Source organism: Aridibaculum aurantiacum (assembly GCF_017355875.1).
Lineage (GTDB): Bacteria > Bacteroidota > Bacteroidia > Chitinophagales > Chitinophagaceae > Segetibacter > Segetibacter aurantiacus.
The window spans coordinates 1,185,484-1,198,156 of sequence record NZ_JAFEWC010000001.1 but is presented as its reverse complement, the minus strand read 5'-3'; the positions used below and the strand labels follow the sequence as shown (position 1 = coordinate 1,198,156).

The following is a 12,673-nucleotide window of genomic DNA, read 5'->3' as shown; positions in this document are numbered from 1 at the left end:
CATGATCTTCTTTCACATCAATCCATTGATATGCAAACGACGATGCTACCGGCTCTGTGGAAATGGAAAAAAGCCCCTGCCTTTGCTATATTCAAACGATCATTGGTTATTGTAGCAGCATTATTTTTTATACAACTGCGAGCTACGGCCCAGGACATACAAATGGAAAAACTAGCACCTTATTTTAGGACTTTAATTACTGAACAGCAGCCAAAAGACGAAAAAAAGAAGTGCGGCAAAAGGCGGGCAAAGAAGCAAAAGAAAATGGCAAGCACCAGTAAAGAAGAAACGAAATATGATGTGATCGTTTATACCAAAAATCCTGCTGCCATACGTGCAAAAGGAATTACAGTGAATTCTGTACTTCCAACCTTTGTAACCGCAGTAGCAACTCTTGACCAGGTAAAGCTGATGGCTGCCATGCCTGATGTAACTTATGTAGATGCACCGGGAACTGATCAATTACACTAGAAAAATTTATTCACTAACCAACCAACATGGCATGAATTAAAAACTTTACACTACTTCACTTTATCATCCAATTGACTTCCGATCTTCCATTCCTCTTGATCAACCTCAGGCCCTTTCTTAAGAAACATATTTGTAACACTCAAAAGAAACGCTCATGAGAAAATTTACACTTTGGCCCACAATGTCTTTAAGAGGTTTATTAGAAAATCAACACAAGACGCGTCTGCGAGTTTTTAAAAGCAGGTGCTTGATGCTGTTGATTACGTTATTCATCTTCTCCGGCAGCTATGCGCAGAACCTGCTTCCCGGGCAGAAGATCGATCCTATTTTGAAGCAGCGTTTCAGCGAGGTAAAAGCAGATCCTTCAAAAGCAGAACAGAAATTCTCCGGCATCTATGTTTTGGAACCAACAGAAGGATTTACAGAAACAGGCCGGCTGGAGAAAAGGTACGAGGTTATTGTTTATACCAAGGATGCAGCTGCTTTGAGAGAAACTGGTATTGTCATTAATTCGGTACTACCAAAATTTGTTACTGCATGGGCTACTATAGACCAGGTAGAACAGCTGGCACAAATGAAAGAAGTTGATTTTGTAGCAGCGCCACAAGTTGAATTCCTGGCCAATGATGTTTCTGTAGGACAGGCAGGAGCATCTTTGCTGCACAATGGCAGGCTAAACAACACCACGTACAAAGGCCGCAATGTGCTGGTGGCCATTTACGATACTGGCGTAGATTGGAAGCACCTTGACTTCAGGCATGCTGATGATACCACCAAGAGCAGGATCTTGCGCATCTGGGATCAAACGCTCACTGCACAAACTGGTGAGGCGCCACCTACAGGATTTAGCTATGGCGTAGAGTACACTCAAACGCAGATAAATGATGAAATAGATGGGACGCCTACTGGCGTTGTTCGCCAGAAAGATACTAACGGCCACGGCACTCACGTAGCAGGTACAGCTGCTGGCAATGGCGCTGCACTGCCATCAAGAAAATATGCTGGTATGGCACCAGAGTCTGACATCATTGTTATAAAGGGTGGTGAGAGTTCTTTTAACGAAAGCAGGATGATAGACGGGCTGACCTATGCGCAAAATCTATCCAATACTTTAGGAAGACCTATTGTGGTAAACTGGAGTATAGGTGGACAAACAGGTGCTCATGATGGTACCCGCGCATATGAAGTTGCTGTAGATAATTTTACCACAGCAGCACCTGGTCGTGTTGTAGTTATTTCTGCAGGAAATGATAATGGAAGTAATATCCACCGCCGGCTAAACCTGGAGCCAGGCGCTTCGGGCACCATTGTGATAAATGTACCAAGTGGCACAGCCGGAACAGATGTTTTCCAGTTCTCTCTCTTTTCTAATACTACAGGTGATCTTGTTGCTACAGGCACTGCACCATCTGGTGAAACGACGGTTGCAAATCCCGGAGATGCCAAAGTAGAACCTGTATTAGGTGGTTCTTTTAATATGCGTGTTACCAACCAGATATACAGTCTCAATGGACTTCGCTATGTCAATTTCTACATCACACGTACTGGTTCAAACACTACCAATCCACAAGGCACGTGGACATTAGAAGTAACCAATACCTCTGCCACTGCAGTAGTGCTGGATGGCTGGTTAAATTACAGAAGTTCATCCTTTAGCGGCACTACCCTTCAGAACGGTGACAACGAATTGCTGGTAGGTTCTCCCGGTAATGCAGCAACCGCTATAACAGTTGCTTCTTATATCGGCAGAAACTCATGGTACTCACAACCGAACAACAGCGGCCAATTTCTATCAACAGTAAGAATGGACAGTATATCACCATTTAGTGCACGTGGCCCCAGGAGAGATGGAGTACTAAAACCTGAAATTGCAGCTGTAGGACAAATGGTGGTTTCAGCACTATCATCTGATATGTCAGCAAGTGCATCCAGCACCGCTGTTACCGGATTGTACCGTAGTATAAATGGTACGAGTATGGCGGCACCGGGTGTAGCTGGTTCGGCCGCTCTTCTGCTTCAAGCAAATCCTAATGCAACAGCTGCGCAGATCAAAACACTGCTCACTTCTACGGCAACAAAAGATGCAATGACAGAATTGGTAGGTCCAACACCAAATCCTACATGGGGTCATGGGAAACTGGATGTTTATAAGGCAGCATCTGCTATGTTCAATTGTTTACCTGCACAACGAAAGATGTTGCAATACGATGCATCTACACGCAATAGCGAAGAATCAGGCATGACCCTTAGCAATCACCGTGTAGCTGTTCGTTTTACACCTGATATGACAGGCAAACTGGGCGGTGTGCTGTTCCATACCTCTCTTACCTCCACCAGTTTATTATTAGAAATAAGAGACAACAATGCTGGTGTACCAGGCGCCGTATTAGGTTCTATGATCATAGACTCTGTTTTGGCAGCACGCTATACGTATAACTATATTGATGTTAGCCATCTTGATGTTTCTGTAACCAATGGTGTTGATTACTTCGTGGTGCTGTCGCGCAGCCCAAGCAGTACTGCAGCGTGGAGTTTGCGCAGAGAAAGCATTGCGTTGGACAACAGGAGCCTTACCTCTACCGACAACACTACATGGACCAATCCAGGTGTAGATTACAAGATCCGGTCAGTGGTCTATCACAATGTACAGGTGTCAGGACCTATTGCACAAAACAATTCAACAGACATCAGGAATATCAATACCAGCAACCTGTTCCTGAATAATGTTTGTGAAGCTATTGTGCAAATTGAACCAAACGGGTTGAACCCTGTAAGCGGCGTGGTAACCAGTAAAGTATGGAAACAACCAACTGTACAACTGTACAACAATGAACCATATGTGCAGCGCCATTACGAGATCACTCCTGTAACGAATACATCTACAGCTACCGGAAGAGTGACTTTGTTTTTTACCCAGGCAGAGTTTGATGCTTTCAACAATCACCCGGGCAGCGACCTGAACCTGCCTACTGGTCCGACAGACGATGCAGGAAAAGCGAACCTGCGTGTAATGCAGTTCCCGGGCACCAGCAACGACGGAAGCGGCACACCTCACTCCTACACCGGCACACCAACAATGATAGATCCTGCAGATGGCAACATCATCTGGAATACACAGGCAAATCGTTGGGAAGTGACTTTTGATGTAGTTGGCTTCAGTGGCTTTATAGTAATGACTGATGAGACCACGCTTCCAATAGTTATAGAGCATTTCAGGGGCATAAGCAATGGCAGTGTGAACGAATTGAACTGGAAGGTTAATTGTGCCAACACTGCTGCCACTTTCGAAGTTGAAAGAAGTGGTAACGGAACGGTTTTCCATTCTATTGGAACAATCCGTGCATCGCAGGCTCGTTGCTCACAGCCTTTCGATCACATAGACGCTACTCCACTTGCTGGTAAGAATTTCTATCGTATAAAAATGACAGATGCAACAGGTAAGATCCATTACACACATGTCATTTTACTGCAAATAGGAAAAGCTATCACCAGCACCCTGTACCCTACCATTATTCATCCGGGACAGAATGTACAGGTAAACTTTGCTGGTGCAACAGGAACTCTTTATATAACTGATGCAGCAGGAAGACGTTTGCACCAGGCTATACTGACTACTGGTGCGCAAAGTATACAACTACCTATCAATACTCCAGGTATGTACTTCTACAATATTGTAGATGAGCAAAACCAGGTAACCACAGGGAAGATCGTAATCAGGTAACAAAACACCTACAAAAGCAAAAGCCACTTCTTTTCAGGAGTGGCTTTTGCTTTTGTAGGAAAAGATGAAGAAGTGTTAGAAACTTCTATAGAGATTTATTTAGCTGCTTCAGCTGGCACTGCAAAAAGATAAACACCAATGTTTACATCTTTGCTGGCGCGGTTGGTGTCGTACATTACATTCCACAAAGTGCGATCGAATGTAAAGTGTGCAAAACCGAAGAAACGCTTTTCATCTGCATTGTTGATAGTAGCAGGAAATGACAGAGGTAGAGAAACGTTCTTCATGGTGAAAGTTCCGTTCAGCACCACGTTTTTCTCGTCTTTGTAATCAACTTTAGTTATCTCGAAAGTTGCCTCAGGGTATGTTTCTGTTTCAAGAAAATCTTTGCTCTTCAGGTGCTTTACAAAGTTGTTCTCAACAGGGTTTTCAAAATCAGTAGCATTAATAGAAGTAACATCAATAACGAATTTACCTCCTACCAGTTTACCACCTTCTACCTGTACATTACCACTTTTTACTTTCATAATTCCCTGGTGGTAACCGGTCTTTTTAGTGGCTGCCCATTCTACTTTACTTGCATTTGTTTCTACATTCATTTGCACAGCTGTAGATGAATACTTGAATGCCAACCCGGCAAAAGATACTGCGACTAGCGCTAAAGCTATTTTCATGTGTTTTAGGTTTGGGCAGCAATATACTGGTTATTAATGTTTGAACAGCAGGCGCACAACCAGCTAGTGCAGCTTCTGAAAAGAAACCTTCTTTTAAGCATGATAACCGGGTGTAACTCATGCAGCTACCGGTGAAATATTAATTCCTTAAAATCTGTTCTTCTTTTATAGATAGGTTGTTCTGCAGAAGCAGGAATATGAAAATCAACATGCATTGCTTCCCGCTATCTTTCCAAAGCAGCACGTGAAAGAGCCTGTGCATATAATTCTACTTACAGTTTCTTCGCCACAATTATCTTTACGCCATGCTACGCAAGCTGGATATACACAACTACGCAATAATCGATTCGCTGGAGATCTTCTTTCCCGGCAGCCTGAGCATTATAACCGGTGAAACAGGCGCTGGAAAGAGTATTTTGATGGGCGCACTGAGCCTTATACTGGGTGAAAGAGCTGACAGTTCTGTGCTGCAGAACCGGGAAAAGAAATGCGTGGTCGAAGGATTTTTTACTGTAGACGGCAAGTCGGCAGTGAAGCAATTCATAGAGGAGAACGAGCTGGATAATGAAGCTGAACTGGTGATCAGGAGAGAGATAGCAGTGAATGGAAAATCGAGAGCATTTATAAACGATACACCTGCCACTTTGCAGCAACTAAAAGAGCTGGCATCGCTGCTGGTAGACCTGCACCAGCAGTTCGACACGTTAGAAATAGGCGACAGTGATTTTCAACGCGAGGTGTTAGATGCTCTTGCCGCTAATAACGACCTGCTAGGTGAGTACCAGCATGCATATCGCAAGTGGCAGCAACAACTAGCCGAGCTGAGGAAATTGCAGGCAGAAAAGGATAGCTTTCAAAAGGAAGCAGATTATCACCAATTCATCTTCAATGAGCTGGACCAACTACAGCTGGCAGACAATGAGCTGGAAGACCTGGAAAACGAATTGAAGCTGCTGGAAAATGCAGAAGGCATCAAGACTTCGCTCACCAAGGTTTTCTTCGAGCTAAAGGAAAGCGAACAACCTATTATACCACAACTAAAACAACTGGCAAACCAGCTGGTTGGTTATGCTGACTATCATCCTGCTTTACCTGCTATTGTAGAAAGATTGTACAGCGCCCAGCTAGAACTGCAGGATATAGCCGATGAATTAGATGGTGTAAATGACCACATCAACTTTGACCAGGAGCGGGTAGACCAGGTGAATGATCGTTTGTCTGCAGGTTATAAACTGCTGAAGAAGCATGGTGTACAAACCACAAAGCAACTCATTGAGATAAGAGACGAGATAAGCAGCAAACTCCAGGCTGTCCTTAATATTGATGACACCATACTGGAAAAACAACAACAGGTAGAGACACTGCACCAGTCATGTACAACGCTGGCAGAAAACCTTTCGCAGCGCAGGCAGGAGCAAACTCCGTCTTTTGAAGAAAATGTTAATCGCTTACTGGCGCAGGTAGGTATGCCCAATGCTAGACTAAAGGTGCAAATAGCACCTTCAGCACTGCATGCCTTTGGTGCCGATGCTATAGAATTCCTGTTTGATGCCAACAAGAGCAATCGTTTTGAACCGATACGCAAAGTGGCCAGCGGTGGAGAACTTAGCCGCCTGATGCTATGCATCAAATCACTGGTTGCAGAGTCAATGGATCTTCCTACGCTCATTTTCGATGAAATAGACACAGGTATATCCGGGGAAGCAGCAAAACAGGTAGGAGTAATTATGAAAGAACTTGCCACTGCCCGCCAGGTAATTTGCATCACACACCAGCCGCAGATAGCCGGCAAGGCCAATGCGCACTTCTTTGTTTACAAGCAAATAAAGAACGACAGCATCACTACCAACATAAAACAGCTAACGCAGGATGAGCGCATCACAGCTATAGCCCAAATGCTAAGCGGTGAAAAACCAACCGCAGCAGCATTGGAAAATGCACGCGAAATGGTGATGAATTAACTTGGACGCTGCAGGTTATAAATTTCACTAAGATGATAACAGGCTACGCTTCTACCTTCTGCCAACTCTCAAGTTGCTACCAATGAAAAACGTTCCGCATTGGCAATGGCTGGTATTGATTTATTTGATACTGGTGGCAGTACCGGTGTATTTTGTTCACAACAAACTAAAGGCAAGAGCATATGCCAACAGGACATTTGGCAACCTGCTGTTGTACTTCTTTGGCGTGATAGCTACGGCTTACCTCATGCATGCATTATCCATGTGGCTGTACTTCAGTTTCTTTTTTCGGGGTTAGCTTCCTAATTTCTATTTTTACCGCCATTCTTACCAAAAAACAAAACCAATTGTTATGGCTTACAATCTATTGAAGGGAAAGAAAGGGATCATATTTGGTGCATTGAACGATCAGTCTATTGCCTGGAAAACCGCTCAACAATGTTATGCTGAAGGAGCACAGATAGTACTTACAAACGCACCCATCGCATTGCGCATGGGCGAAATAAATAAACTGGCTGAAGAATGTGGTAACGCTCCTGTTATTGGCGCCGATGTTACCAACATGGACGACCTGAAGAACCTGTTTGAAAAATCAATGGAGCACTTTAGTGGAAAGGTTGATTTTATTCTTCACAGCGTGGGCATGAGCCTCAACATTCGCAAAGGATTTCATTATACCAAGCTCAACCACGACTTCCAGCACAAGACGCTTGATATTTCTGCATTGAGCCTGCACCGTGTGTTGCAGACAGCTTACGAACTGGATGCTATCAGCGAATGGGGAAGTGTAGTTGCGCTTACTTATATAGCTGCACAGCGTGTGTTTCCTGATTACAACGAAATGGCCGATGCCAAAGCTTTGCTTGAAAGCATCACCCGCAGTTTTGGGTACCACTATGGTGTAAAAAACAAAGTGCGCATCAATACTGTTAGCCAGTCGCCAACCCGCACTACTGCCGGCAGCGGCGTTAAAGGCTTCGATGGCTTTATATCGTTCGCAGAAAAGATGAGCCCGCTGGGCAATGCCGATGCATTGGATTGCGCCAACTATTGTGTGGCATTATTCAGCGATCTTACACGTTTTGTCACCATGCAGAACCTCTTCCACGATGGCGGCTTTAGCTTCACAGGTGTAACCGCTGAAGTGATAGAGCAGATGGAGAAATAGTTCTAATGCAAAATGAAAAATGTAAAATGTTCAATTGAGCAGGTTTACATTTTTCATTTTTTTATAGTTCTGGAAGTGGTTATGCTACCAGCAGGTTGAATAAAGATTTAGCTCCTGTTGCGTCGCACACTTGTGCTGTATCACATCAAGCAGCAACACTGGCGGCTTTCGTTTTACATTTTACATTTTACATTTTTCATTCGGCTTACCTATGATTTGGTACGACTACTTTGGATACATCGGCTCCTTTCTCACATCCATCACCTTTATTCCGCAGGTATACAAAGCATGGAAGACCAAAAGCGTTGGCGACCTTAGCATGTGGATGATGCTCATCGTCATTACCAGTGCTACACTCTGGCTTATCTATGGCATTGGTATCAACAGCGGACCGGTAATGGTGGCCAATAGTATGGTGTTGCTCATGGCGTTGATACTGGTTTATTTCAAATTCAGCTTCAAGCAATAGCCTCAACTTTGCTCATAAACAAAACAGCCATCTTGCTTACACAAGATGGCTGTTCATTTATAGCTTATTACTTTTAGTACTCGTCCTCGTTGAACATAAAGTCGTCCTGGCTAGGATAGTCAGGCCAGATGTCTTCTATGCTTTCATACACTTCACCTTCGTCATCAAGTTCCTGCAGGTTTTCAACCACTTCAATTGGCGCCCCTGATCTGATAGAGTAATCGATCAGCTCGTCTTTTGTTGCTGGCCAAGGGGCCTCTTCTAGATAACTGGCTAATTCAAGTGTCCAAAACATCTTCGCTGTTTTTTAATTTTTGCAAATGTAGGGGTATAAACGATATAACCAAATCATCGTTTTTGGAACGGCTAGTTATATAATTTTTTATAAAAATCGCAGGCTTACATAGCAGTGATGTAGGTTTGCAACTCATTATTGTACAATCATTAATTGCAACTGAATGCTTACCTGCCGCAATATTCATAAAAGTTATGGAGACCTACAGGTATTGAAAGGTGTAGACCTGGAAATAACCAAAGGCGAGATCGTAAGTATAGCCGGTTCTTCAGGTGCAGGTAAGAGTACGCTACTTCATATTTTGGGTACATTGGATACCGCCGATGGCGGAGAGATCTCACTTAACAACAAAAGAATTGATACACTACGAGGCAGGCAACTTGCCAAGTTTCGCAACACGCATATTGGTTTCGTCTTCCAGTTTCACCACCTACTTCCCGAGTTTAATGCACTGGAAAATGTTTGCATCCCTGGCTGGATAGCAGGCCGCAAAAAGAAAGAAGTTTCGGATCGCGCCGTGCAACTGCTCAAAACGCTTAATCTTGGCCACAGGCTGGATAACAAGCCACAACAACTAAGTGGAGGAGAACAACAACGGGTAGCGGTAGCCCGTGCACTCATCAATAATCCTGAAATTGTTTTTGCAGATGAACCAACCGGTAACCTCGACAGTACCAATGCCCGCGAACTACACGAACTGTTCCTTCACCTGCGCACCCAGTTCAACCAAACTTTTCTGATAGTTACACACAACGAAGAGCTCGCTCAAATCAGCGATCGTGTGATACATATGAAGGATGGGAAGATTGTGGGGGAATGAGGTAATTTGAAAATGAGGCAATTTGAAGATTTGAAAATGGGGAGAAGCGCACCAGTTATTTTCGATTCGTCCAGTGATCAATCAAATAGCCAAAAAAGGAAATTTGCACACTTTCAAATTCCCAAATTTTCAAATTAAGCTGTTCTTGGTTTCCACGCCACTTCCTCCACTCCTAGCTTGTGGCCGATGTAACGCGCCAGCACAAACAGGTGGTCGCTCAGGCGGTTCAGGTATTTAATTACAAGCGGCTCTACAAATATTTCATGTTCTTGCATACTCACGCATATTCTTTCAGCGCGCCTGCATACACAGCGGCATATATGCGCAGTGGATACAGCAGCATGACCACCAGGAAGTATAAAATTCTTCATCACCGGCAGCTCTTCATTCATAGCATCAATAGCTGCTTCCAGCACCTTTATATCTTCTTCCTTCAGGTCTGGTATTTTCATCAGCGGCTCTTTATCAGGATCGCAAGCCAGTGACGAACCAATGGTAAACAACCTGTCCTGCACCTCTTTCAGGAAAACTTTTATCTCCTCATCCTGCAGTTGATCGCGCAGCAAACCAATGAACGAATTCAGTTCATCAATTGTGCCGTAGCTTTCTATGCGTATATGACTCTTTGCTACTTTCGTTCCTCCTATCAGTGAGGTCTTTCCTTTATCGCCTGTCTTTGTATATATCTTGAATGCCATTGTAAGAAGGTGTTGATGTTTTTTCTTCGCTGCTGGCGCAGATTATGAAGGTTTAGCTGAATTCAGCTACTCTTCCCGCTGTTATTGTATCACTTTCTATTATACCATCGCGAAGCCTTACTACTCGCTTAGCATAAGCTGCTATGTCTTCTTCGTGTGTTACCAGCACTACCGTATTTCCTGCTGCCTGTATTTTTCCAAATATGTCCATCACCTCTGCAGATGTTTTGGAATCAAGGTTACCTGTAGGTTCATCAGCCAGTATAATAGAAGGATTATTTACCAATGCACGGGCAATGGCTACACGTTGTATTTGTCCGCCACTTAGTTCATTCGGCTTATGATGACTTCTTTCTGCCAGTCCAACCTTAGCCAGTACCTCTCTTGCTCTTTCCAATCTTTCTTTTTTACCTACACCAGCATAAACCAGTGGAAGCGCTACATTCTCTGCTGCAGTTAGCCGCGGCAGCAGGTTGAATTGCTGGAAAATAAATCCGATCTCTTTGTTCCTGATAGCAGCAAGATCATTATCAGCCATCTTGCTTACATCTTTGCTGTTGAGTATATAGCTGCCACTGGTAGGGCTATCAAGGCATCCCAGTATATTCATCAGCGTACTCTTACCCGAACCAGAAGGCCCCATCAAAGCCACGTATTCATTGCGAAAAATATCAAGGTCTATACCCTTAAGAACAGGTATAGCCTGGTTGCCCATGAAGTAACTTTTTTGAATTTTTTCCAGGTGAATAACAGAATTGGCAGGAATGGTCATAGCTAGGGTAGGTTTTGGAGGATTTTTGTCGTCTACTTCTTTATCACTTTAGGAACCTTGAAGAAAACGCCATCAGTAGTAGGCGCATTAAGCATGGCAACTTCCCTGGGTACGGAACCTTTCACCTCATCATCGCGCAGCACATTTACCTCATCGCTCATAAACATCAGCGGTTCTACACCAGTGGTATCCACCTCCTGCAGCTTTTCTATGAACGAGATCATTTTTTCAAGGTCTGTTCTCACAGCTTCCTTTTCATGTGGTTGAATGGTAAGCCTGGAAAGATGTGCCAGGTGATCTACCAGTTCGTTTGTTACTTCCATACTTTTTTACTTAAAACAAAAATAACGGATGAAGGTTACTAACAGTTGATTTATTGCTGACCGGCATGTAGGGGTATAACCTTCCGTTTACTTTTCTCCCACAGCACGGTCTGTTTACCCGCTACATATTTCCAAAATCCTTCTACCAGTAAACTATTCATAAAGAGAAAATAAAATGGGATGTAAAAAGCATTAAGCGTTACGCCTGTTCTATAAGAAAAACTTCCAATGATAGCTACCAGGTAAAACAGGTTTTGCAAGGCAAAGAATACGGTAAAGAAACTAGCAGAGTCGGCGTTGGAAAAAATGATGCCGTTGGAAACATACAACAGAAGCAAACACACCGGGCATGCCACCCAGCGCAGTATCCTCCGGGAAAAATATTGGAAGTAAAGTACCGGTTTATTGATAAGAAGAAAATGCTTCCACAGCAGCGGTATGGTTTGGAATGCACCGGCAGCTATGCGCACACGTCGCTTCTTCTCCTCGCCTATGGTTACAGAAGGCGCTTCTATAGCAAAAGCCTTCGGCTCGTACACCACTTTGTATCCATCCACGCACAGCTTCATCGAAAGCATAAAGTCGTCCAGGATGATATTTTCAGGCTGCGGCGTAAAAAGGCTGGTACGCATGCTAAACAATTCACCGGCAGCGCCTACTACTGTATTGAAATCAGAATCCAATTGCTTGAGCATAGACTCATACTTCCAGTACAGGCCTTCGCTGTAGCCTATCCTCGACTTCAGGTTTTCTGTATAGATCTTCTTTTCCCCTGCCACCCCTCCTACTGCTTCATGGGTGTAGTGCTTAACTATGTGAAGCAGGCATTCTCTATTGAGCAAGGTATTGGCATCCGAGAAAACCACGATAGGGTTTGAAACATACTGCATGCTGCGGTTGATGGCAGCCATTTTACCCTTGCGCACCGATTGATACAGCAGGTCAATATCTTCATAACCTGCTACTATTTTATTGGTCTCATCTGTAGAACCATCTGTTATGAATATGAGCTGTAACAGATGCCGTGGATACTGCAGTTCCAGGCAGTTGCGGATCTTCTGGTGCATCCACTCAGCCTCATTGTAAGCAGGAATGATTAGCGTAACCGGCGGAAGCTCCGCATTATCTTTTTGTTCTTTTTTTCTTGTTTTCAGCTTGTTGATAAGCAGCAGGAAAAGGCCATAACCTATGTACGTATAAAACAGCAAAAACAAGCTGATCCAGAACAATACGTACGCGAATGACATCTTACAAAGAAAAGGAAAAGAAAGAGCAGCTTTTGCTATTTTGCAGGAAATACG

General features: G+C 43.8%; 13 protein-coding genes. 7 read left to right on the top strand and 6 right to left on the bottom strand.

Going from position 1 to position 12,673, the window contains the following annotated elements; all coding sequences use genetic code 11:
• The first annotated feature begins 30 nt into the window (after nucleotides 1–30).
• Entirely contained in the window at nucleotides 31–471 is a 441-nt protein-coding gene (locus J4N22_RS04870) for a hypothetical protein (protein ID WP_207492576.1), read from the top strand.
• Nucleotides 472–721: 250 nt separating this feature from the next.
• Nucleotides 722–4,192, top strand: a complete 3,471-nt coding sequence (locus J4N22_RS04865; protein ID WP_207492575.1) for a S8 family peptidase — start codon at nucleotides 722–724, stop codon at nucleotides 4,190–4,192.
• Between the two features lie 95 nt (nucleotides 4,193–4,287).
• On the opposite strand, the gene J4N22_RS04860 is transcribed toward J4N22_RS04865, so the two are convergent.
• Complete coding sequence (locus J4N22_RS04860; protein ID WP_207492574.1) at nucleotides 4,288–4,866, bottom strand: YceI family protein; 579 nt, start codon at nucleotides 4,864–4,866, stop codon at nucleotides 4,288–4,290.
• Between the two features lie 305 nt (nucleotides 4,867–5,171).
• Here J4N22_RS04860 and recN point away from each other — a divergent pair, with 305 nt between their 5' ends.
• The 4 genes from recN (at nucleotide 5,172) to J4N22_RS04840 (ending at nucleotide 8,464) form a co-directional block, all read left to right on the top strand.
• On the top strand, nucleotides 5,172–6,827 hold the full coding sequence (gene recN / locus J4N22_RS04855) for a DNA repair protein RecN (protein WP_207492573.1): 1,656 nt from the start codon (nucleotides 5,172–5,174) through the stop codon (nucleotides 6,825–6,827).
• A gap of 82 nt (nucleotides 6,828–6,909) precedes the next feature.
• The gene (locus tag J4N22_RS04850; protein ID WP_207492572.1) at nucleotides 6,910–7,125 is read left to right on the top strand and encodes a hypothetical protein; all 216 of its coding nucleotides are present in this window, start codon (nucleotides 6,910–6,912) and stop codon (nucleotides 7,123–7,125) included.
• Between the two features lie 54 nt (nucleotides 7,126–7,179).
• Nucleotides 7,180–7,995: an enoyl-ACP reductase FabI gene (locus J4N22_RS04845; protein ID WP_207492571.1), complete on the top strand. Its 816-nt coding sequence runs from the start codon at nucleotides 7,180–7,182 to the stop codon at nucleotides 7,993–7,995.
• 211 nt (nucleotides 7,996–8,206) lie between these two features.
• Nucleotides 8,207–8,464: a SemiSWEET family sugar transporter gene (locus tag J4N22_RS04840; RefSeq protein WP_207492570.1), complete on the top strand. Its 258-nt coding sequence runs from the start codon at nucleotides 8,207–8,209 to the stop codon at nucleotides 8,462–8,464.
• Nucleotides 8,465–8,537: 73 nt separating this feature from the next.
• Here J4N22_RS04840 and J4N22_RS04835 read toward each other — a convergent pair whose 3' ends face one another.
• The gene (locus J4N22_RS04835; protein WP_018611350.1) at nucleotides 8,538–8,759 is read right to left on the bottom strand and encodes a DUF2795 domain-containing protein; all 222 of its coding nucleotides are present in this window, start codon (nucleotides 8,757–8,759) and stop codon (nucleotides 8,538–8,540) included.
• 163 nt (nucleotides 8,760–8,922) lie between these two features.
• Between J4N22_RS04835 and J4N22_RS04830 the strand changes: the two genes are divergently transcribed.
• Nucleotides 8,923–9,579 (top strand): ABC transporter ATP-binding protein, encoded by a 657-nt coding sequence (locus J4N22_RS04830; RefSeq protein WP_207492569.1) that lies wholly within the window; start codon nucleotides 8,923–8,925, stop codon nucleotides 9,577–9,579.
• A 134-nt stretch (nucleotides 9,580–9,713) separates the two neighbouring features.
• Here J4N22_RS04830 and J4N22_RS04825 read toward each other — a convergent pair whose 3' ends face one another.
• The 4 genes from J4N22_RS04825 to J4N22_RS04810 are packed head-to-tail and all read right to left on the bottom strand — an operon-like array spanning nucleotide 9,714 to nucleotide 12,619.
• Nucleotides 9,714–10,277, bottom strand: a complete 564-nt coding sequence (locus tag J4N22_RS04825) for a cob(I)yrinic acid a,c-diamide adenosyltransferase (protein ID WP_207492568.1) — start codon at nucleotides 10,275–10,277, stop codon at nucleotides 9,714–9,716.
• Between the two features lie 52 nt (nucleotides 10,278–10,329).
• Nucleotides 10,330–11,049, bottom strand: a complete 720-nt coding sequence (locus tag J4N22_RS04820) for an ABC transporter ATP-binding protein (protein WP_207492567.1) — start codon at nucleotides 11,047–11,049, stop codon at nucleotides 10,330–10,332.
• A 32-nt stretch (nucleotides 11,050–11,081) separates the two neighbouring features.
• Nucleotides 11,082–11,372: an Asp-tRNA(Asn)/Glu-tRNA(Gln) amidotransferase subunit GatC gene (gatC, locus tag J4N22_RS04815; protein ID WP_207492566.1), complete on the bottom strand. Its 291-nt coding sequence runs from the start codon at nucleotides 11,370–11,372 to the stop codon at nucleotides 11,082–11,084.
• A 50-nt stretch (nucleotides 11,373–11,422) separates the two neighbouring features.
• Nucleotides 11,423–12,619 carry a glycosyltransferase family 2 protein gene (locus tag J4N22_RS04810; RefSeq protein WP_207492565.1) on the bottom strand — a complete coding sequence of 399 codons (1,197 nt, stop codon included), beginning with the start codon at nucleotides 12,617–12,619 and terminating at the stop codon, nucleotides 11,423–11,425.
• Between the last annotated feature and the right edge of the window lie 54 nt (nucleotides 12,620–12,673).